At 60.2% G+C, this 22812-nt stretch carries 14 protein-coding genes and 1 pseudogene; 8 read left to right on the top strand and 7 right to left on the bottom strand.

Annotated features, from left to right (window positions below; genetic code table 11):
- Positions 1-109: 109 nt before the first annotated feature.
- The 3 genes from Q0931_RS14560 to Q0931_RS14550 all read left to right on the top strand — a co-directional run bounded on the left by Q0931_RS14560 (position 110) and on the right by Q0931_RS14550 (position 3750).
- The gene (locus Q0931_RS14560; RefSeq protein WP_299261530.1) at positions 110-1444 is read left to right on the top strand and encodes an MFS transporter; all 1335 of its coding nucleotides are present in this window, start codon (positions 110-112) and stop codon (positions 1442-1444) included.
- Between the two features lie 318 nt (positions 1445-1762).
- On the top strand, positions 1763-2188 hold the full coding sequence (locus Q0931_RS14555; RefSeq protein ID WP_299261528.1) for a DUF2231 domain-containing protein: 426 nt from the start codon (positions 1763-1765) through the stop codon (positions 2186-2188).
- Positions 2185-3750, top strand: coding sequence for a PQQ-dependent sugar dehydrogenase (locus Q0931_RS14550; RefSeq protein ID WP_299261525.1), 1566 nt, complete (start codon positions 2185-2187; stop codon positions 3748-3750). The genes Q0931_RS14555 and Q0931_RS14550 overlap by 4 nt, the downstream gene beginning before the upstream one ends.
- 132 nt (positions 3751-3882) lie before the next feature.
- Here the strand turns inward: Q0931_RS14550 and Q0931_RS14545 are convergent, their stop codons facing one another.
- Entirely contained in the window at positions 3883-5565 is a 1683-nt protein-coding gene (locus tag Q0931_RS14545; RefSeq protein ID WP_366941624.1) for a mechanosensitive ion channel domain-containing protein, read from the bottom strand.
- Positions 5566-5796: 231 nt separating this feature from the next.
- Here Q0931_RS14545 and Q0931_RS14540 point away from each other — a divergent pair.
- A pseudogene (locus tag Q0931_RS14540) lies at positions 5797-7305 on the top strand (DUF2252 family protein).
- On the opposite strand, the gene rhuM reads toward Q0931_RS14540, so the two are convergent.
- From rhuM to Q0931_RS14530, 3 genes are all read right to left on the bottom strand, one after another.
- A complete protein-coding gene (rhuM, locus tag Q0931_RS16775) occupies positions 7277-7627 on the bottom strand; it encodes a RhuM family protein (protein ID WP_366941626.1) in 351 nt (116 codons plus the stop codon). The pseudogene Q0931_RS14540 and the gene rhuM overlap by 29 nt on opposite strands.
- Entirely contained in the window at positions 7624-7833 is a 210-nt protein-coding gene (locus tag Q0931_RS14535) for a hypothetical protein (protein ID WP_299261523.1), read from the bottom strand. The genes rhuM and Q0931_RS14535 overlap by 4 nt, the downstream gene beginning before the upstream one ends.
- Before the next feature lie 137 nt (positions 7834-7970).
- Positions 7971-8135, bottom strand: coding sequence for a hypothetical protein (locus Q0931_RS14530; RefSeq protein WP_299261521.1), 165 nt, complete (start codon positions 8133-8135; stop codon positions 7971-7973).
- A gap of 454 nt (positions 8136-8589) precedes the next feature.
- Here Q0931_RS14530 and Q0931_RS14525 point away from each other — a divergent pair, with 454 nt between their 5' ends.
- The 3 genes from Q0931_RS14525 to Q0931_RS14515 all read left to right on the top strand — a co-directional run bounded on the left by Q0931_RS14525 (position 8590) and on the right by Q0931_RS14515 (position 16611).
- Positions 8590-9738, top strand: coding sequence for an MFS transporter (locus Q0931_RS14525; RefSeq protein ID WP_299261519.1), 1149 nt, complete (start codon positions 8590-8592; stop codon positions 9736-9738).
- 125 nt (positions 9739-9863) lie between these two features.
- Positions 9864-10367: a GNAT family N-acetyltransferase gene (locus Q0931_RS14520; RefSeq protein ID WP_299261517.1), complete on the top strand. Its 504-nt coding sequence runs from the start codon at positions 9864-9866 to the stop codon at positions 10365-10367.
- Positions 10368-10755: 388 nt separating this feature from the next.
- Positions 10756-16611: a DUF3320 domain-containing protein gene (locus Q0931_RS14515; RefSeq protein ID WP_299261515.1), complete on the top strand. Its 5856-nt coding sequence runs from the start codon at positions 10756-10758 to the stop codon at positions 16609-16611.
- An 82-nt stretch (positions 16612-16693) separates the two neighbouring features.
- Here the strand turns inward: Q0931_RS14515 and guaA are convergent, their stop codons facing one another.
- Positions 16694-18268 (bottom strand): glutamine-hydrolyzing GMP synthase, encoded by a 1575-nt coding sequence (gene guaA / locus Q0931_RS14510; protein WP_299261513.1) that lies wholly within the window; start codon positions 18266-18268, stop codon positions 16694-16696.
- A gap of 151 nt (positions 18269-18419) precedes the next feature.
- Positions 18420-19886 (bottom strand): IMP dehydrogenase, encoded by a 1467-nt coding sequence (gene guaB / locus Q0931_RS14505; protein ID WP_299261511.1) that lies wholly within the window; start codon positions 19884-19886, stop codon positions 18420-18422.
- 231 nt (positions 19887-20117) lie between these two features.
- Here guaB and xseA point away from each other — a divergent pair, with 231 nt between their 5' ends.
- Complete coding sequence (gene xseA, locus Q0931_RS14500) at positions 20118-21449, top strand: exodeoxyribonuclease VII large subunit (protein ID WP_299261509.1); 1332 nt, start codon at positions 20118-20120, stop codon at positions 21447-21449.
- Here xseA and glrR read toward each other — a convergent pair whose 3' ends face one another.
- Positions 21450-22808, bottom strand: coding sequence for a two-component system response regulator GlrR (gene glrR / locus Q0931_RS14495; protein ID WP_299261507.1), 1359 nt, complete (start codon positions 22806-22808; stop codon positions 21450-21452).
- Between the last annotated feature and the right edge of the window lie 4 nt (positions 22809-22812).

The raw sequence follows: 22812 nt of genomic DNA, 5'->3' as shown, positions 1-22812 counted from the left end.
AAGCCCGGCGTATAGTGCGCTCGCTTTCGACCGCCCGGTCGAAGGTCCTGCTTTCGAAAGACCCGGCGGCTCCTCTGCCCGCCGACGCCCATCAGGATCAAGACACCTCATGTCACGCCAGCTGTTCTCCATGGCCCTTGCGCCATTACTCGGCCTTTTTATTTTTGGTATCGGCAATGGTTTTCTGATGTCGCTGGTGACGGTGCGTCTGGACGCCGCCGGCGAATCCGCCACCACCATCGGCTGGATATCGGCCGCCTTTCATGGCGGTCTGGTGATCGGGGCCCTCTTTAGTGACCGGATTTTGCTGCGTATCGGCCATATTCGCGCCTATGCCTGTTTTGGCGCGCTGGTAGCGGTGACCGTGCTGGCTCAAGGGTTATGGGTGAACGCCGAATTCTGGTTCGTCATGCGCTTTTTATGCGGCTGGGCCACGCTCGGCGTCTATCTGGTGATCGAGAGCTGGCTTTTAAGCGCCTCCGACCCGAAGGTGCGCGGTCGTTTGCTGGCGCTCTACATGATCGCGCTGTATGGCGCCGGGGTGATCGGCCAGCTGCTGCTGGGCATCGCCGATATCGGTGACGACACGGCTGCGTTCATGATCATCGCCATTCTGGCCGCGCTGTCCATCCTGCCGCTGGGGCTGATCCCGCGGGTATCACCCTTGATTGAACATGCCGAGCCGCTCTCCCCATGGCGGTTGATCACGGTCACACCAACCGGTGTAGTGGGCTGTTTCATGGCCGGGCTGTTGATTTCGGCCGTTTATAGCCTCTTGCCGCTGTATCTGCAGCGCATCGGACTTGAATTGCAGGACGTCGGCCGAATGATGGCGATCGTGATTCTCGGCGGGATGCTGCTTCAATATCCCATCGGGCGCTGGTCGGATCGCCACGACCGGCAGATGGTGCTGATTCTGACCAGCGTAACGCTGTCCGCCCTCTGTTTTGGTCTGCTGCTGATCGGTGATGCCCCCCTGCTGATGGCCGGCATGCTCTTTTTAATCGGTGGCAGCGTTTTCGTCCTCTATCCGGTAGCGATCAGCCATGCCGCCGACCGGGCGCCGGCGGGCGCACTGGTGCGCATGAGTCAGGGGCTTTTGCTGATCAATGAGCTGGGCGCCACCTTCAGCCCACCGCTGATTACGCCGGTCATGTCGCGTCTGGGCAATGGTGGTCTGTTCATGGCGATGGGGGGGCTTGGCGTGGTGCTGGCGGTCTTTTTGCTGTGGCGGCGCAGTCAGCGTCCGGCGCCGATGCCGGTGGCGCCCTTCAATTCAAACGCACCGCATTCCGTGGTCGGCGCAGAGCTTGTGGTCACCGAAGCACTGGTGCAGGGGGCGATCGAGCACGAACACCAGGAAGACCTCTCGCAGGTGGTGCCGGACGTGGACACCGCGCATCCTGATCCAGCCTCCCCCATGGGAACGGGCCGGCCGGCCTGATAACAGGCTCCTGACAAGCCATGCCGGGAGAATTCCAACGCAATGCCGGCATGGTGTCACGGCCCCGGGGCAATCGCTGAAGGGTGATGACCCCGCCCGCCGGACGGTCATTGAAGGACGCTCAGGGTGGACAGGTATGATCTGTCCCCTGGTCTTTTTATTCAGAATGCATTCAGGTTTGAACCAGGTCGAAAGTGCTTCATTGATGCCGCCGTAAACCGGCTACGCTGTAATAGTAGAATGAGTAGTAGAACGCTCATGATAATAACGTGCCGACCCGGCACGCGTTTCCATTCGATGATTTCAAGGGGCTCTGCCGTGAACGCTGCTGCCGAAACGACGTATCGACGCGGATTGAATCCGCTGCACGGAGTGCTGCTGGCCGGCACTTTCGTGCTTTTTCTTGCCGCCCTGCTGAGCGATTATGCCTATCTCACCAGCTACCAGATCCAGTGGGCCACGTTTGCCTCCTGGCTGATTGCCGGGGCGCTCGTCTTCAATGGCCTCGCCTTTTTGTGTGGCGTGCTCGGACTTTTTCGCGCCGGTAACCGCCGCCGCGGCCTCATCCATATCGCTCTGCTGCTGGTGAGCTTTGTGCTGGGCTTTATCAATGCGCTGATGCACGCCATGGACGCCTGGGCGGTCATGCCCACCGGTTTCATCCTGTCGATCATCGTGACCCTGCTGGCGCTTGCCGCCACCTGGATCGGTTTTTCAAATACTGGCGCGAAGGTAAAACAATGACACTTTCAAGACGCTACCTGACCACGCCGCTGGCAATTGCGCTGCTGGCCGGCACAGCCGGCGCCTCGGCATCCGAGCAGTTCGGCGCCAATCCGAACCTGCCGGAACCCCAGCGCGGGCTCCTGCCCAACATGACCGTGCCCGAAAAGGCGGCGTGGAATGATGAAACGCCTACCGTTCCCGACGGCTATAGCATCACGGCCATTGCCACCGATCTGAAAATTCCGCGCCAGACGCTGGTGTTGCCCAACGGCGATATTCTGGTGGCCGAAGGCAGTGGCGGCCACGCGCCGAAGCTCAAGCCCAAGGACTTCATTGCCGGCGTCATCCAGGCCAAGGGCAAGACCTCGGTCAAGGGTGGCAACCGACTGACGCTGCTGCGTGATGCCGATGGCGATGGCACCTACGAAGAGCAGATGGTATTTGCCGACGGCCTCGACGCGCCCTACGGGCTTGCCCTGATCGATGACCGTCTCTATGTCGCCAATCAGGGCTCGCTGGTGCGCTTTGACTATGAGGAAGGTCAGACGCAGGCCAGCGGCCCGCCCGAGCTTGTGACGCTGCTGCCCTCCGAGATCAACCACCACTGGACCAAGGCGATGACCGCCAGCCCGGACGGTCAATATCTCTACGTGGGTATCGGCTCCAACAGCAACATCACCGAGCGCGGCATGGAGGCCGAAGTCGACCGCGCCGAGATCTGGCAGATTGATGCCGAGACCGGCGCGCATCGCGCCTATGCCACCGGCGTGCGCAACCCGACAGCGCTGACCTTCCAGCCGGGCACCGATACACTCTGGGCGGTCGCCAACGAGCGCGATGAGCTCGGCCCGCATCTGGTACCGGACTATCTGACCTCGATTCAGGACGGCGGCTTCTATGGCTGGCCATACAGCTACTGGGGGCAGCACGTTGACCCGCGCGTCAAGCCGGAAAACCCCGACAAGGTCGAATCGGCCATCGCGCCAGACTATAGCCTGGGCTCTCACCGGGCACCGCTGGGGATCGCCTTTTCCAATCCACAGGTGGGTGGTGAATACAGTGAGGGCGTGTTCATCGGCCAGCACGGCAGCTGGAACCGCGCCGACCCGGTGGGGTACAACGTGGTCTTCGTGCCCTTTGAAAACGGGGAACCCGCGGGCGACCCCGTCGACTTTGTCTCCGGCTTTCTCACCGATGACAGCCGCACCCGCGGCCGCCCGGTGGGCGTAAGCGTCGCGCCGGACGGTGCGGTCATCGTGGCTGACGACCTGACCAACGCCGTGTGGCGCGTCACGCGTGATGACGCCGGCTCAGTGCCGCCAGCCCCGGCCGCTGCCAATGACGACAGTGCCGCCATGCCGGAGAGCGACTCCAGCATGCCGGAAACCGAGCCGGCGACGCCCGAGGACAAGGCCTTCATGCCCGAAAGCGATTCGGCCACGCCCGATAACAGCATCGATATGCCCGAGACCGAGCCGGCAACGCCCGACGACAAGGCCATGATGCCCGAGGCGCCCTCAGACACTCCCAATGAGCAGTCCGACGACGCCCGGAAAGAACCTGCCACTACGGCGACCTGATCACACGGTTTTGACAAGACACCATCCTCATCCCCCGGAGCGAGCGCCCCGGGGGATTTTTTTGGCACGGCCGACTCTGAGGAATGCCGTTACGAGTGCGTTTTTGTGTGCTCACCAAGGGCGATGTCCTGTTCACTCAAGACCACCACCTGACGCGGCCACCAGTCGGGGGTGATGATCACGAATGAACGCCATGAGTTTCTCGCGGATGCTCGCCTCTGCCGCCCAGCCGGACAGCGGATCGACCGTCATCATGAAACAGGTAATGGTCTGTGCCGAGGCGGTCTGCGCGGTCACGCTGCACAGCAGCTTGTGATGCTCGATGACGTTCTCTTCGGCCATGGCATACTCGAGAAACTTCTCGCGCAGACAGGCCACATCAGCGTTGAGGTGCAATGTCAGCTCCAGGGTTCGATACTCCACGGTGCTTTTGGCCGACAGGTTCTCAAAGGGTTTTGAAGCAAAGTATGTGACCGGCACGATCAGACGTCGCTCGTTCCATACCCGCAGCAGGATATAGGTATAAAAGATACCCTCGACGTAGCACCACTGTCCCTCGAACATCACCAGATCACCGATGCGCAGGGGCTTGGCCAGCGACAGCTGAAATGATGACAGGATATTGCCCAGCACCGCCTGTCCGGCGATGCCCAGCAGTACCGCCAATACGCTTGCCGAGGCGAGGACCGACATCCCCAGCGTTTCGAACAGACGCACCTGACCGAGCACGTAAATCGTCACCAGCACGACCATGATCAAAATGATGACCCGGCGCAGCGCATAGAGTGTGGTCAGAAGCTTGCGCTCATCCTGGGGCTTGGAGTCATCGATCTCGCCGGCCATGCGTCGGGTCATGTGCAGCATGAAGGTATCGATCAGATGCAGCGCAATCATCCCGACGCCCCAGGCCATGACGATGGTAAGCGTCACCCGCAGGGTGTTGGCCACCACAGCCGAGAAGGAGACCACGAAGTCAATCAGGGTCTGCATGACCAGCGCCATGACAATCAGCGCCACCGGGCTTCGGATCTGGGTAAAGAAAATGCTTGGAGAACCCGAAGGCAGCCAGCGCGTCATGATCGCCATGAGCAGGTGAACCCCCTTGCCGATCAGAGCGATCGCCAGCAGTACCAGCGGGATGGCGATCCACTCCCACAGCCTCAAAAGCCCGAAGGTCTCCTTTAAAGGCTCGGGGATATAGCCCTCAAAACGTGAGGGGCCGTAGCGATCATAGAGTGCCGGAATCGAGGACACGCTCTCCGGTGTGATCAACCAGATGGGCTCGTCGTCTCCCACCCGGTAGCGGCCCAGGCGAATGTCGTAGGCATCGTTACCGGCCTCGAGCGAGGCCAGCTCGATATCCCGCCGCATCTTGCCCGCGCGCGGATCCTTGCCGGAGACATCCTCGATCATGCCATCCGGGCGCGACGAGAGCGTGGAGATATTGAGCCACTTGCCGCGCCGAAACACCTCGGCCAGTTGTCGGGCCAGCTCTCCGCCCCGGGCGTGCTGCTCGCTCGGAGACAGATCGGCGAGATTGAGAATGTGCGCGGCACCTTCATAGTCACCGTTTTCAATGAGGTGCATGAAATGGCGCATCGTTTCGCGTGGCGTTCGAAGGCTTGTCCGGTCAATACGGTCGTCAAGCCCGACGTTTAAAGAGCTGATCTCGTACCAGCCCTCCTCCCCATTACCACTACCACTACCACTACCACTACCGCTGCCACTACCGCTCTCCTGCGCCATGCAAAGGCTTGATAAGACCAGCGCTGCCAGCGCTCCCAACCACAACCACCACGGCCTGTTTATCGTCATGCCTGCGTTACCGGGTTCGTGAATCATCCATGAAATTATCTGCCGGAGCATTCTACACCGGGCAGCGCCCGGGCTGGCGCGACTTATTCTGTCTTGTACCCTTGCCTGAACGCGGATGCATGCGGGCCACACAGGCGCTGCGCGCCCGGATCGACCATGCTGAAGACGAAGGTTGCAGACAATCAGTAACGCCCTGATAGCCATCACGAACAACACCGGCGGGAGGTGATCATGACCGACGAGACAGGACAGACACGCAAGGCGCTCTACGAACAGGCGCAAAAACTCGGGATTGCCGGGCGCGCCGCCATGAACAAGGCAGAGCTGGCCGCGGCGCTTGAGCGCGATGGCTCAGGCACCGCCCAGCCGGTCATCGGCACCCGGTTCGAGACCTTTCGCCGGCTGGCCAACGCCGTGGCCGGCGGTGAGTTTATCCTGCGACCGCGGGTGCTGGCCGGCTTTGAGCGGCGAGTCCACGTGCGCCAGACCCTGCGGGAAGATCACCAGACCCGCATCGCCGATGGCACCGAGGAAACAGCGATCAAGTTCGACCAGCTCTCGAACTCCCTTTTCTCGTTCTTTCGCGGCACGGCACTGCTGTTTTATCGCGACATGGCCGGTGATGACGCCTAGCTGCCCACCGTGCTGGCACTGGGCGATGTGCATCCCGAGAATTTCGGCATCATGCCCAACGTCAGCAACGTGCCGATCTTTTCGGTCAACGATTTCGACGAGGCCTATTACGCCCCTTTCACCTGGGATCTCAAGCGCGGCGCGACCGGTTTCATGATCGCCGCCGAGACCGAAGGCGAACTCAAGCGCAAGCACCGGACCAAAGTGGTGCGCCACTTCATCAAGGGCTACATCGAAACCATGCAACGCCTTGCCCGGGACGGCACCGAGCAGGAAGAGGAAATGCGCTTTGATAACGCCCCGAAACTGATTCGAAAGTTGTTCAAGGAGGCCCACGAGGCGCGCGCCGACTGGCTCAGGGAGGATTATCTCGACGAGACAGGCAGACGTTTTCGCTCGACCGACAAGCTGGTGCCGGTCTCTACTCGCCGCGACGAGTTTCAGCAGATCACCGACCGACTGATCAAGAGTAACGCCATCGAGATACCGCCGAGCGCCCGGGCGCCCGTTGGCACCGGCATGCGCGTGAAGGATGTCGCGATCCGCCGCGGCCAGGGCACCGCGTCATTGGGGCTGGATCGCTACTATGTGTTGATCGAAGGCCCGCAGGGCGATGGCACGGATGATCTGATCATTGAATACAAGCAGGCCCGGCGCTCGGCGCTGGCCGGTCTGGTGCCGCCCAACCAGCACGAGATGGACACCCGCGCCGAGCGCATCATCCACGCCCAGGCGGTGCACCTGATTCGCGGCGACCGGTTCTATGGCCATATCGAATTTGACGGGCACAGCTATATGTCCCGCGAGCGTGCGCCCTTTCGTGACAGCATCGATCTGGATGATCTGTCCAAAAGCGACTGGAAGCAGTACGCCCGCATCTGCGGTCAGGTGCTGGCCGGGGTGCATGCGCTGTCGGACGAAGCCGGCCGGGTGGATTACGACATTGAACCGGCGATCATCGATGCCTTCGGCCCGTCAGCGCTCTTTACCGAAGACATGGTGAGCTTTGCCGAAGAGGCCGCCGAACGCGTGCGCCGTGACCACGACATGTTCCGGGAAGATCACGCCCGCGGCGCGTTTACGCAGCTGGACCGGGTGTATCGGTGAGTGGCGGCGTGATCAGCGCCAATGGCTGACCGTCAGCATGAAGCCGGATCATGCGGGTGCTGGCGTTTAGCCTGTCAGGTAGACGCTGAGCCGCCTTGGGTACCAGCGCCATCGCGGCCTCCAGCTTACGAGCACTGGCCTCAAACCGCTGCTGGTGTAGCGTCCAGCCCCGGGTGAGATGCTCCCGGAGAACACGCGTGGCCCACTGACGAAAGCGAACTGCCCGACGCGAGTTGACGCGATAACCGACAGAGATGATGACATCGAGATTGTAAATTTGAACACGTCGTTTTCCCTGCCTCTGGCCTTCCTGCCGAACTATCGAGGATTCCTCGATAGTTGCGAAGCCCCCAGTTCGCCATCGGCATAGATGTTTTTCAAGTGAAGGCTGATGTTATCAACCGAAGTATCGAAGACCTCACTCATTTGCCGCCGCGTTAGCCATACGGTGTCGCGGCCTTCATCCAGATGTATCTCAACGGCCTTGTCGGCCTCGTCATAAATCAGGATTGGTGGTGATTCACTCATGTCAGTCTGGTCCGCATGCATTGGTGATCAGCGAACCATAGCATGGTGTGTTCAGGGGCTCGTATTGCCAAAAGAACGCTCTCTTTTTGATGAGGACTGCCTGCGGTAGAACACGATCAGGGATTCTCGAAACGCTTTCAGGGCACGGTCAGCAGAATGATGGCTGCCGCCAGCAGCAGCCCCACACCCACCAGCGTGGCGTGAAAGGTGCGAACATACAACCCCACCACCACCATGCCCGCCCCGACCGGCAACAGAATCAGCCCGGCGATGAACAACCAGTCCACCAAAAACGTGTTCATGGAAACCTCCCCGAAAATAGCGCCCTGCTCAAGGATAGCTGCCATGCCCACCAATGCTTTAGGCATTCGTCACTACCGGACTGATGATGCCGACAGCACGCTCGCGCTTTTTCAGAGCAGCGTGACGTGGCCTCACAGGACTATACCCCGGCGCAGATCGAGGCATGGGCCGGCAACATGGATCAAAGCGTCTGGGCCAACAGTCTTGAATGCCAGCTCACATGGGTCGCGATACAAGAGGGCATGCGAGCGGGCGCCGTATCGCGATGACATCGACCTCGAGGATCTGTCCAAAGGCTCGGCAAGTACCATCGTGATCGCCGGCCAGGCGATACGCTGCCGACAGATGATATTAGCGTGCTAATATCCATGATCCCGTCGCCATCCGGATTTGCCGCCTGTGTCAGCTGCCACGCCCCCTTCCCAGGATTCCACCCCATGGCCGACCATTATATTGCTGGCGCTGACCGCGTTTTGCGCTTCGGCCACCCAGCGCATTCTCGACCCCATGCTGCCGCGGCTGGCGGATGTCTATATGACAACGCTGAGCGCTGCCTCCTGGGCCATCACGGCCTTCGCCATCGTCTACGGCTGCCTGCAGTTGGTACTCGGCCCGAGCGGCGATCGTTACGGCAAGCTGCGGGTGATCTCGCTGTTCTCGATGGTGGCGGCGGTGGCGAGCCTGCTGTGTGCGCTCTCGAACAGCCTGACGACGCTGATCGCGGCGCGCATGCTGGCAGGCGTCGGCTGCGCGGCCGTCATCCCCCTGGCGATGGCGTGGATCGGCGACAACGTCCCCTACGAAAAACGCCAGGCGGTGCTGGCGCGCTTTTTGATCGGCCAGATCTTCGGGCTGGCCTGCGGCCAGACCTTTGGCGGGCTGGCTGCCGAGCAGAACTGGTGGCAGTGGCCGTTCGTGGTCTACACGCTGCTGTTCACCTGTGCCGGTGGGCTGTTGTGGTATCGCGCCGGCCGTCACGAACGCCCTCAGGGGCGAAAGCCGGAGGCGCTTGGCGTGAGCCTGCGCCACGTGCTCGCCAGGCCCTGGCCGCGCGTAGTGCTGATCAGCGTATTCTGCGAGGGGGCGGCGGTATTCTGCGGCTTCGCCTTCGTCGCGAGCCATCTGCACCTGGCCGGCGGGCTACCGCTGACCGAAGCGGGGATGATACTGGCGACGTTCGCACTGGGCGGTTTGAGTTTCGCCCTGCTGGCGCGCCAGCTGGTCCCCAGGCTGGGCGAAAGCGGCCTGTGCCGGCTGGGCTGCGTGTTGATCGCCCTCGCCCTGGCCGCGATCTGTTGGCGCCCCACCCCACTGGTTGCCGTGCTCGGCTGCTACGGCTTCGGGCTGGGTTTCTACATGCTCCATAATACCTTGCAGACCACCGCGACGCAGATGGCGCCGGAACGCCGCGGGGCCGCGGTATCGTTGTTCGCCACCGCCTTCTTCACCGGCCAGTCGCTGGGTACCGGCCTCGGCGGGGCGATCATCGCACTCTACGGAACGACACCAACGCTGGCGCTGGCGGCCATCGCCGTGCTGCCGGTGGGCTTCGGTTTCGCCTGGCAGATTCAGCGTCACGGCAGGCAAATGACCCGCGCCTGATGGGCCAGCGGGTGCTGGCCGTGACAGCGATTCGACAGCCAGGCCTCAGTCGCGTCTTGAACTTCCTTCTTAAACCATCGCTGGCTCGTCTCATGAAATGCGGTGAGCCAGCAAGTGTCATGGCCATGAACAACAAGGACCTGCCTGACATCTCCCTGCGCCGTTACACCATGGATGATGCCGACATTACGCTCGCACTTTTTCAGCGCGCCGTGCGTGAAGTGGCCTCACGGGATTACACCCCCGCGCAGATCGAGGCATGGGCTGGTCATATAGATCGCCGCGTCTGGGGCAACAACCTGGAACGCCAGTCCACATGGGTCGCGATGCGGGAGAACACCCTCGCGGGCTTTGCCAGCCTTAACGACCACGGGCATCTCGATATGCTGTTTGTCAGCCCGGATCATCAGCGCCGCGGCGTAGCAAGGGCGCTATTAATGACCGCCGAGCAGGCTGCTTGGCAACGCGGTATGGATCGTATGACGACCGAGGCGAGTCTCACCGCCCTGCCCTTTTTCAAGGCGCGAGGGTTTGAGGTCGTGAAGGCGCAGGAGATCGAGCGGCGCGGTCAGGTGCTGAAGAATTTTCGGATGGAGAAGGCGCTACACGGCACCGGCAGCGCACGCTAACATCTTTTCAGCAGATGCGGTCCGCAGGACTGGTCGTCGAGGACGCCGCCGGAGGCAACATAAAGCTTCAAAATTCACTTATTACTCCTCACTCAAAGCTCAAAAGGCAGAATTTTTCTGTCAAAGTTCTACATAATACTCATATATCTGCCGATTATAATATTCTGCTCTCTAGATAGAGCAAAATCACATCTGGCGTAAGCTCGTACACCTGAATATTCATACCCAAGCAAAATCAAGCCAAGTGTAGAGTGCTAGTTAAAAATTTTTCTTTGAATAACTAAGCGCGCTCCGACTCTTTGCAAAGATCCCAACAACGTCACTTTTCCAACCGCAGACAGCAGCAAGACTAGAAACCACTAATTTAAAATGTAATCAGGGTTAAAACATGCCTTTCAAGACAGTTGATGAGGATGTCCAGAAGTCGCTCTTGCTGACTTTGATCACTGCGGAAAAAGTGAATTTCGCGTCCTCCCAGAATGGTGTTTCAGTAATCAAGAAGATCGTTTTGGAGAACCAGACGGATAAACCGCTGGAAAACCTTACCGTCGAGCTGACTTGCAAGCCAAGCCTGTTACGTCCCAAAACATGGAAGCTGGACCGACTGCCATCAGGCGGGCGGCAAGAGCTACATGATCTGGAAACCCCTCTGGACACGGTTCTTCTGGGTGGCCTCAACGAAGCTGAAAGAGGTGAGCTAACGCTGTTAGTGCGGCAGGGCGATGTCGAGATGATATCCGAGAGCTGTCAGGTAGAGATGCTTGCACGCGATGAATGGGGCGGCGTTGGCGAGATGGCGCATCTTTTGGCAGCCTTCGTCTCTCCCAACGATACGGTCGTTGCCGGAATACTCAAAGAAGCGGGGCGGCTTCTTGAGGTAACAGGGCAAAGCGGCAGCATGGATGGATACCAGTCCAAAGATCCGTCGCGATCGTGGATGCTGGCAGGAGCCATCTGGTCTGCCGCTACAGGCCTAGGTTTAACCTATGCCGTACCCCCAGCCAGTTTCGAGCTGCACGGCCAGAAGATTCGCGACCCGGGACGCATCCGTTCCGAAGGGCTTGCAACCTGTCTCGACAGTGCGCTCTTTTTGGCCGCCTGTTTTGAGGCGGCGGGACTGAATCCAGTCATTCTGTTTTGTGAAGGGCATGCCTGGACAGGGGTTTGGTTGACCGAAAGGGATTTCGGGACCATAAGCGAACCGGACGTTATGACAGTTCGCAAGGCACTTGATGCCCGGGAACTTGTAAGCATGGAAACCACTCTGCTTACAAAACGACCCAGCATTGGGTTCGAAGAAGCAGTGGATAGCGCACGTGAGCTTACTTCAGAGCGCAATGAACACAGTTTTACCATGGCCGTCGACATTCGTCGCGCCCGTGCGGCACGAGTGCGACCTCTTGCCAGCCATCGCAGCGAGCCCGCCATCGAAATAGAGGACATCCCGGCAAGCCCTGCTGCACTTCCCAGACCATTGTTTCTGGGGATGCTTCCCGGTGAACTGATTGAAGAAGAGCCGGCCACTCCTGCAGACCGGATATCACGTTGGCAGCGAAAGCTGCTGGATCTTTCTTTGCGTAACCGGCTACTGAATTTCAAGGATACCCAGCAGACGCTGCCATTTTTTTGCCCGGATGTTTCATCGCTGGAAGATCAGCTTGCAGGTGGTAAAAAATTTCGCGCACTGGCGTTAAAGGATGAAGACCCGGTTGGAACGCGGGATCTGCTGGCGAAGGAGGAGCCGAAACTCCTGAAAGAAGTGGCCACGGACGCTTTCTCAAGGGGGCAGATTGCGGTGGCTCTGACGCGTAGGGAGACCAACTCACGGCTTCTGGAGCTATACCGACGTGCCAAAAGTGATATGCAGGAAGGAGGCACCAATACACTTTTCCTTGCCGCCGGTTTCCTGCGCTGGAAGAAAACGGAAGGAGATACACAAAGCTATCGTGCGCCACTTTTACTTATCCCGATCAAGATTTCCCGACAATCCGCGCAGTCCGACTTCGTCATTGAGCATCATGAGGATGAGGTTCGCTTCAACACAACGCTTCTTGAATTTTTAAAAAGAGACTTTGATCTCAAGGTTCCGGAGCTGGAAGGAGAACTACCGCGCGATGACAGCGGCTTCGACCTGCCACGAATTTTTGAAATCATGCGGCAAAGAGTAAGAGACGTAGCGGGGTTCGAGGTGGTTGAAGACGTTGCGCTTTCGACCTTTTCCTTTGCCAAATTCCTTATGTGGAAGGACCTGGTCGAGCGTACCGATAGCCTGCGCGAAAGCGCGCTTGTAAAGCATCTGGTTGATAATCCGTCCGAGCCTTTTCTTGCCAAGGGAGATCCGGGACTGCCTGATGCTACGGATGTCGATCGGCGTCTCGCACCGCGTGATCTTTTCACCCCTCTACCAGCGGACTCTTCTCAACTTGCAGCCGTGCTGGCAGCCGAGGAAGGGCATGACTTTGTGCTCATTGGACCGCCAGGTACAGGCAAGAGCCAGACCATCGCCAACATTATTGCGCAATGTCTTGCGGTGCAGAAAACCGTTCTTTTTGTTGCCGAAAAATCCGCAGCGCTGGATGTGGTTCATCGTCGCCTTTCAGCGCATGGACTAGGTGATGCGGTACTGGAGCTGCATTCCAACAAGGCTGATCGTAAATCAGTACTGTCACAGCTTGGACGCAGCTGGAAGCGTGCGACGCGAGACTGCGAAGCCGAGTGGGTCAGGGTGACCGACGATCTTTCCGTCACCCGCGATCAGCTGAATGCTTACGTCGCAGCGCTGCATGAAAAAGGAACTCAGGGCTTCAGTATTTTTCAGGCCATCGGAGAAGCCTCGGGTGGAATGCCGCCGTTCAGACTTTCCTTTGCGAACAAGGATGCTCATGACACGACCAGCTATACGCGCCTTAAAGATCTGAGCGAGGCGCTGGGCCGATGCCATGAAATCATCGCAGGGCGGCAACCGTTATCGCTTGTTCAGGCGGATGACTGGTCCTTTTCATGGCAGGCCGAACTTCTCGAGCAGACCGCTGCGCTCGCCTTGGCCACGCATGAGCTATCCGATGCCGCCGAAGGGCTTGCACATCAATCCGGCTTGGCTTGGAACGGCGTCGGCACCCCAGAGAAACTTGAGACGCTGCAGCAGCTTGCCGACATATCCGCAACCGGCGAAGACGTGAGCTGGTGTTTGTCGCAAGACATGGCAGAAATACAGCATCAGGCTCAGGCCCTGCGCGATCTGCTTGATCAATATAACAATGCCATAAGTCGTGCGTCGGCACGCTATCCGATGGAACGGCTCGACGAGATGCCTCTGGATAGACTGGACGAGAGCTGGCGACTCGCCCAAGCGAAGATGTGGCCGCTGACTATCTTCGCGAAATCTTCAGTACGCAAGTTACTGCAGACCTATGCCGAGAGCGGTCAGGCAGACCCTGGCAGAGACATTGCGGCAATGCAGGATGCAAGGCGACTGCGGACAGAGATTGAAGCAAATGTCTTACAGAAATGCCCCATCGTTGACGGCGTGAACACTGATATGGAGCGGTTAATGGATTGGGTGTCTCAGGCAGGCAACCTGAAGGCAACACTGGATGCCATGGCACCAGCCGTTTCGGATCAGGCCCGCTGGGAAACCACCAGACTGAGTCTGGCACAGCGTGCGCAAAGCGATCTGCATCGCGCCATGAGGCATTTTTCGCAACAACGTTCCATCTGGAAGAACTGCGCTGGCGCTTTTGCCCGGGTCTCACTGTCAGATCCCGAACAGCTGTCGCTGTCGAGGCTTGCCGAAAGCCTCGAAGAAGTTCTGGATCACAAGGACCACCTTTCCGACTGGACACGCTGGATCGATATTCGACTGCAGGCAGAGGCAGCCGGCTTGGCGCCTCTTGTAGAGGCTGTCGAAGAGGGGCGTCTTGACGATGATGTCGAGTCCGCCTTCGTCGCCGCTTATGCCGCCTGGTGGCTGCCGCTGGCGATGGATGCACGAACACCGCTAAGAGGTTTTTCGCATTGGGCGCACGAGGACGCGATCAAGCGCTTTCGCGAGCTTGATAATCGCGCAACAGAGATGGCAGCGAGCCAGGTTCTGAGACGCATTCAACACGGTCTGCCGGCACAGGACGCCGTAGCTCGGCGGTCCGAACTTGGCACGCTTCGGCATCAGCTGACCCTTCAGCGGCCCAGCATGCCGATTCGAACGTTGATTTCGGAAATGCCGAACAGCTTTACCAAGCTGGCACCCTGCGTACTCATGTCGCCTCTGTCAGTAGCGCAGTACCTGCCTGCCGGACAGGCGGCCTTTGACGTCGTGATTTTCGATGAGGCCTCCCAGATCACTACATGGGACGCCATCGGCGCGATCGCAAGGGGTCGACAGGCGATTATCGTAGGTGATCCCAAACAGCTGCCCCCAACCAATTTTTTTGGCCGCAGCGACGATGGCGATCAGGACATGCCCGAAGCGGAGCGCGATCTAGCCTCCATTCTTGACGAGGTAGCCTCAGCGGGCATCCCGACAAAGCAGCTTGACTGGCACTACCGCAGCCGGGACGAATCACTCATCGCTTTCTCCAACTGGCACTATTACAGCGGTCGCCTTGTGACCTTTCCTTCTCCGGCGACGGCCTCCAATGCAGTCCAACTGCATCAGGTGGACGGTGTCTACGGGCGGGGTCTGGGGCGCACCAACGAAGCTGAGGCGCGCGCAATCGTGCGCATGACAGTAAATCGTCTGACCGAATGGTTGGCATGGACTGAAGAAGATCGACTTACACTGGGCATCATTACCTTCAACATTCAACAGCAAAGTCTCATTCTTGATCTGCTCGACGAAGAGCGGCGACAAACTCCTGAACTAGAGTGGTTTTTCGAGGATGCTCGAGAAGAACCCGTAATCGTCAAGAATCTGGAAAACATCCAAGGCGATGAGCGCGACGTTATGCTGTTCTCGATCACCTTCGGGCCGGATCACGCGGGCCGACTCTCCATGGCCTTCGGCGCCTTGAACAGCGATGGTGGTGAAAAACGCCTCAATGTCGCCGTAACTCGTGCCCGACAGGAGCTGCACATTTTCGCCTCCCTGCGCGCCGATCAGATTGATCTGACTCGCACCAAGGCGACGGGCGTGAAGCACCTTAAGGCTTTCCTCGACTTTGCCGCGCGTGGTCCGATCGCCCTGCCGGCTCAGGACGAGGGTTCGCTGGGACCAGTCGAGAATGTCTTCGAAGCCGCAGTCAAGGCGGCCATTGAGGCCAAGGGCTGGGAACTTCGTCCACAGATTGGCGTTTCAGGATTTCGCATTGATCTGGGCGTTGTCCATCCAGACCATGCAGGCGTGTACTTGGCTGGTATCGAATGCGACGGGGCAACATACCATGGCTCCGCTACGGCGCGGGACAGGGACAAGATTCGACAGGCGGTGCTTGAGAATCTTGGCTGGACCATCCTGCGAATCTGGTCCACGGACTGGTTTCGAAACCCTCGTACGGTCGCCGATCGCATCCATGCAATGCTGGTGGAACATCTTGAGATGGACCGCAACAAGAGAGCTACGGAAAAAACCAGCCTTGTACTGACAGATCGGAACGAGAGTACCGAAGCCTTTGTCAGCGCCGCCCATGACGAGCAACGAAGTAACATTACGCTGGATAGCCCCGCAAAAGATCAGGCGGCTGGCCCTATGCGGGTGGAAGCGTCACTCACACGGCAGGAGCCCATGGTGGCAAGGTCGATGTCTTCTGATCATTTCGTAACATCGGCCACCATGGAACCTGACGAACCTATGCCGGACCCCGTGCTGTTCTATCATCAAGCGTACCTTCCGACCCTAGCGCTTCTTGTGGCTGGTGTCGTTGATCGCGAAGGGCCTATGCCCCTGAGCCTTCTCAGCAAGCGCATTGCCAGCATGCACGGCTGGCAACGAACCGGTAGGCGCATCTCCGAGCAGGTGGCCAATGCGCTGGATCGCGTCGAAACACACCGCGAAGACAACGTCGATTTTCTCTGGCCAATCGGAAGCTACTCGGACAGGACTGCATTTCGATCAGGACTGGATCGCTCGATCCGGGATATTTCTCGAGCCGAAATCGCCGAGCTTTACGATCGTCATGAGTCCTTACTTCTAAACAGTCAGGACCAGATTCTGGAGCTTGCTCGTTATGCTGGTATTGCCCGGCTTTCAGCGGAGAATCGCGCTTATCTGGAAGGTTGCATCAACTGGAGAGCTTCTTCGCCCTTGTAAAAGCTAATGCACCTTTCGAGGTCTATCGAAACAAAAAACCCGCCTTTCGGCGGGTTTTCTCATTTAGCAAGCAGCTACAGCCTCATTCCCACTCGATCGTCGCGGGCGGCTTGCTGCTCACATCGTAGGTCACGCGCGACACGCCGCTGATCTCGTTGATGATGCGACCGGAGACCTTCTCCAGCAGCTCATACGGCAGGTGCGCCCAGCGAGCGGTCATGAAGTCGATGGTCTCCACCGCGCGCAGGGCGATGACCCACTCATAGCGGCGGCCGTCCCCCACTACCCCGACGGACTTGACCGGCAGGAACACGGCGAAGGCCTGGCTGGTCTTGTGATACCAGTCGGCGTTGTGCAGCTCTTCAATGAAGATGGCGTCCGCCTCGCGCAGGATGTCGGCGTACTCCTTTTTGACTTCCCCCAGAATGCGCACGCCCAGGCCCGGCCCGGGGAACGGGTGACGGTAAACCATGTCGTACGGCAGGCCGAGTTCGAGGCCGAGCTTGCGCACTTCGTCCTTGAACAGTTCGCGCAGCGGTTCGACCAGCTTGAGCTTCATGGTCTCCGGCAGGCCGCCCACGTTGTGGTGCGACTTGATGACGTGCGCCTTGCCGGTTTTCGAGGCGGCGGATTCGATCACGTCCGGGTAGATGGTGCCCTGGGCGAGGAAGTCGACGCCTTCGATCTTCGCGGCTTCACGGTCGAACACGTCAATAAACGTGTTGCCGATCGCCTTGCGCTTGGCTTCCGGGTCATCCACGCCCTTGAGCTTATCCAAAAACTCGTCTTCGGCATCGACACGAATGACGCGCACGCCCATGTGCTGGGCGAAGGTGTCCATCACCTGGGCGCCTTCGTCCTTTCTGAGCAGGCCGTTGTCGACGAACACGCAGGTAAGCTGATCGCCAATCGCCTTGTGCAGGAGCGCTGCCACCACGGAGGAATCCACCCCGCCGGAGAGGCCGAGCAGCACGTGACGGTCCCCGACCTGCTCGCGGACGCGCTCGGAAAGATCCTCGATGATCTTCGCCGGGGTCCAGAGCCGTTCACAGCCGCAGATCTCGAGCACGAAGCGCTCAAGGATGCGCTGGCCCTGGGTGGTATGAGTCACTTCCGGGTGGAACTGCACTGCATAGAGGCGCTTTTCAGCCCAGCTCATGGCGGCGATCGGGCAGCTCGGCGTGGAGGCGGTGATTTCGAACTGTTCGGGAACGCTGGAAACCTTGTCACCGTGGCTCATCCACACGTCCAGCAGTGCATCGCCGCGCTCGCCGATGTGGTCCTTGATGCCGCCGAGCAGGTCATCCTCAGAGGAGACACTGATCTGGGCGTAGCCGAACTCACGCTTTTGCGAGCCTTCAGTGGCTCCGCCCAGCTGGGCGGCCATGGTCTGCATGCCGTAGCAGATACCGAATACCGGCAGCCCCATGTCGAACACGCACTGGGGCGCCCGCGGAGAGTCCAGCTCGGCGACCGATTCCGGCCCGCCGGAGAGGATGATGCCGTTGGGGTTGTACTCGCGGATCTCTTCTTCGGTGATGTCGAAGGCGCGCACTTCCGAATAGACCCCAATCTCGCGCACGCGGCGGGCGATCAGCTGGGTGTACTGGGAGCCAAAATCGAGAATCAGAATCTTGTGGGCGTGAATGTCGGTCATCGTATCTCTCTACTGCGGCGAGGATATAAATAAACAAGCGGGAAGCTTTCGCCTCCCGCTCTTCAAACTGGACTGCCCGGCAGCCGGTGGACGTGCCCTGCCCGCGCATCGATCAATGAGGATCATGATCACACGCGGGCAGCACATGCCATCAGCTCCGGTAGTTCGGCGCTTCTTTCGTGATCTGCACATCATGGACGTGCGATTCGGCAAAGCCTGCGCTGGTGATGCGAACAAATTCCGGCACGGTGCGCATGGTGTCGATATCGTGCGAGCCGGTGTAGCCCATCGAGGCGCGCAGGCCGCCCATCATCTGATGGACGATGGCACTCATCAGGCCCTTGTAGGCCACGCGGCCTTCAATGCCTTCCGGCACGAGCTTCTCGACGCCTTCGTTCTTGTCCTGGAAGTAGCGATCCGACGAGCCCTGGGTCTGGGACATGGCGCCCATCGAGCCCATGCCGCGGTAGGCCTTGTAGGTCCGGCCCTGGTAGAGCTCGATCTCGCCCGGGGATTCTTCGGTACCCGCCAGCAGGCTGCCGACCATGACGCAGTGCGCACCGGCCACGATCGCCTTGGCGATATCCCCGGAGAAGCGGATGCCGCCATCGGCGATCAGCGGAATGTCATAGGGCTTGAGGGCCTCGGCGACATCCGCGACCGCGGTGATCTGCGGCACGCCCACACCGGCGACGATACGGGTGGTGCAGATCGAGCCCGGGCCGATGCCGACCTTGACTGCATCCGCACCGGCTTCGGCCAGTGCCTTGGCCGCCGCGGCGGTGGCGATGTTGCCGCCAATGACCTGCAGCGCGGGGAAGTGTTCCTTCACCCAGCGCACGCGCTCGAGGACGCCGGCGCTGTGGCCGTGGGCGGTGTCGACCACGATCACATCAACACCGGCGTCATACAGCGCCTGAACGCGATCGCCGGTGTCTTCACCGGTACCGACCGCGGCGCCGACCAGCAGGCGACCGTCGCTGTCCTTGGCGGCGTTCGGGTAGGTGCGGGCCTTTTCGATGTCGCGCACGGTGACCAGACCGCGCAGATGAAAGTCATCGCTGACGATCAGGATCTTCTCGATGCGATGTTCCTGCAGCAGGCGCTTGATATCTTCCAGCGGCGTGCCTTCCTTCGCCGTAATCAGCTTCTCGCGCGGCGTCATGATCGCTTCGACGCTGTCGCTGTAGTTGGGCTGAAAGCGCATGTCGCGACCGGTCACGATGCCGACCAGCTCTTCACCCTTCACGACCGGAAAGCCGGAATAGCCGTACTCCCTGGCCATGGCCAGCAGGTCGGTGAGCTTGGCATCGGGGCTGACCGTGACGGGGTCCTTCACGATCACGCTTTCGTGCTTTTTGACCTTGCGTACTTCCGCGGCCTGAGCCGCGATCGACATGCTCTTGTGCACGATACCGATGCCCCCTTCCTGCGCCATGGCAATCGCCAGGCGAGCTTCGGTGACGGTATCCATGGCAGAGGAGACAAGCGGAATATTGAGGACGAGGTTGCGGGTCAGGCGGGATTTCAGAGAGACGTTCTTCGGCAGGACATCGGAATAACCGGGAACGAGTAATACGTCGTCAAACGTAAGCGCTTCTTGAGCTATACGCAGCATAACTGGCGTCCACTGAGTGGGTTGTACAGGCGGCGGGAAATAATTAATCGAGCATTTTAACGCTTGAGGCCCGCCCATACAACGGACATCCCGCCGGCTGCGCGCTATTGCCGCCATATACATTGCCTTTTTCGATACCTGAATATGCGCACGACACTTCACGCGGCAGACACCGGCGCACGCGCATGACAGACTGATGCCATCAAACTGAATCTCCCGCATGGAGCCGCCATGACCCCCTCTTCATCGAATGAGGCACTGAGCGTTTTCGAACTCAACCGGCGCGCCCGCGGAGCGCTTGAAGACACCTTTGGCGAAGTCTGGGTCGAGGGTGAGCTATCGCGCGTGTCGCGCCCGGCCTCGGGACATCTCTACTTCACGCTCAAGGATGACCGCGCCCAGGTCAGCTGCGCACTCTTTCGCAACCGGGCCCGCTTTGTCGCCGCCCCCATGCGTGAAGGCGACAGCGTACGCATTCGGGCGAAGGTCTCGATCTTCGAACCCCGCGGCGACTATCAGCTGATCGTGGAAGCGGTGCAGGAAGCCGGCCGCGGCGCCCTGCTGGCCGCGCTGGAACGACTAAAGACAAAACTCGAGGCCGAAGGCGTTTTCGACAACGCGCGCGAACTGCCCTGCCCACCGCGGCATCTGGGCATCATCACCTCCGCCAGTGGCGCGGCCCTTCAGGACGTGCTGGCCGTATTGCAGGCGCGCTGGCCGCTGCTGGACGTCAGCGTGCTGCCAGTGCCGGTACAGGGCGATCAGGCGGCACCTTTGATGATCCGCGCGCTGGCCGCCGCCGGACGCGACGGCCGCTTTGATGCGCTGTTGATCACCCGCGGCGGCGGCAGTCTGGAGGATCTGTGGTGTTTCAACGATGAGCGTCTGGCCCGCGCCATTCAGGCAAGCCCGGTTCCGGTGATGAGCGCCGTAGGCCACGAGATCGACACCACCCTGAGTGATCTGGCCGCCGACGTGCGCGCCCCCACGCCCTCGGCCGCCGCCGAACGGCTGGTGCCGGATCGTCGTGACATTCTGGAGCGGCTGGCCACCCTGACGCAGCGTCTCGAAAGCGCTCAACAGCGCCAGCTCGAGCAGCTCGAGCAGCGTCTGGATCACGCGGCCTCGCGCCTTCGCCACCCTGGCGAACGCCTGAGCACCCAGCGCCAGCGTCTGAACGATCTGAAGGCCCGTCTGACACGGGCCATGTCGTATCAACTGGCGCAGTCCCGCCAGCAGCTGGCAAGCGATCAGGCGCGGCTGCAGCAGGCCTCCCCCGAGCGCATGCTGCGTGATCGCCGCGAACGACTGGACGCCCTGGAACAGCGCCTGAAGGCCGCCCCGGAGCGCCAGATCAGCGCGCAGCGTCAACGACTGGAAGGAGTAATGCGCGAGCTCAATGCGGTCAGCCCGCTGGCCGTGCTGGGGCGTGGCTATGCGATTCTGGAGTCCCCTTCCGGGGTGGTGCGCCGCTCACAGGACACCACCCCCGGGGAAGTGCTCACGGCCCGTCTGGGTGAGGGCCGGCTGAAGGTGGAAGTGAAGCGCCGGTTGAAGCGCTGATCAGATCTGTCCTGTGGCGTAAACCGGCTTGAAGCTGTTGGGATCGAGTTCGTGTCGGGCGAGCAGCTTGTAAAAATCGGTGCGATTGCGCCCGGCAATGCGGGCCGCCTGGGTGACATTGCCTTCGGTAATCTTGAGCACCTTGACCAGGTAGCCGTGCTCGAAACCGGCCCGCGCGGCATTGAACGACGGCAGCGCGTTATCCTCGCAGGCCAGCGCCTGTGCCACCAGCGCATGGGCAATGATTGGCGCGCTGGACAGCGCCACGCACTGCTCGACCACGTTGACGAGCTGGCGCACATTGCCCGGCCAGGCATGGGAGGCCAGCAGGTTGATGGCCTCCTTCGAGAATCCCTTGACCGAGGGCTTGTGTCGATCGGCCGCCAGCTCCAGGTGATAGCGCGCCAGAATGGGGATGTCCTCCGGGCGTTCACGCAGGGCCGGCAGGCGCAGGTTCACCACGTTGAGCCGGTAGAACAGATCCTCGCGAAAGCTGCCCTCACTCATCGCGGCATTGAGGTCACGATGGGTCGCCGAGATCACGCGGACATCCACATCGACGCTCTGTGTGCTGCCCAGCGGGCGTACCTGACGCTCCTGAAGCACTCGCAGCAGCTTGACCTGCAGTGACAGGGGCATATCACCGATTTCATCGAGAAAGAGCGTCCCCCCGTGCGCGGCCTGAAAAAGCCCTTCATGGGCGTTCACTGCGCCGGTAAAGGCGCCGCGGGCATGGCCGAACAGTTCACTTTCCAGTAGTTGCTCGGGCAGCGCCCCGCAGTTGATGGCAATGAAGGGATGCTCGGCGCGCGCACTGGCACGATGCAGGGCGCGCGCCAGAAGCTCCTTGCCGGAGCCGGAGGGGCCGGAGAGCAACACGCTCACATCGCTGCCGGCGACCTTGCCGGCCTGCTCGAGCACCTGCTCCATGACCGTGCTGCGGGTGATGATGTCGCGACGCCAGGCGGGGTCTGCCTCATCGCTGGCAGGCGAGGTCTGCATGAGGGCCTCATCCACCAGCGCAAAGAGTTCGGTACGATCGATGGGCTTGGTCAGAAAGCCGAACACCCCCTGACGGGTGGCACTGACGGCTTCGGGAATGGAGCCATGCGCGGTCAGAATAATGACCGGCAGGCCCGGATGGCGGGACTGGATCTCGCCAAACAGCGCCATGCCGTCCATGCCATCCATGCGCAGATCCGATAACACCAGATCAGGGCGCTGCTGTTCTACCAGTGACAGTGCCTGGGCACCGCTCTCAACGGTACTGACCCGATAGCCACGGCTTTCAAGACGCATACCCAGGAGCTTCAAGAGACTCGGGTCATCGTCGACCAATAGCAGATGGGCAGTTTTCACGTAT

The organism is uncultured Kushneria sp. (assembly GCF_947497025.1).
Classification (GTDB): domain Bacteria; phylum Pseudomonadota; class Gammaproteobacteria; order Pseudomonadales; family Halomonadaceae; genus Kushneria.
This window is presented reverse-complemented; position numbering and strand designations above follow the sequence as displayed.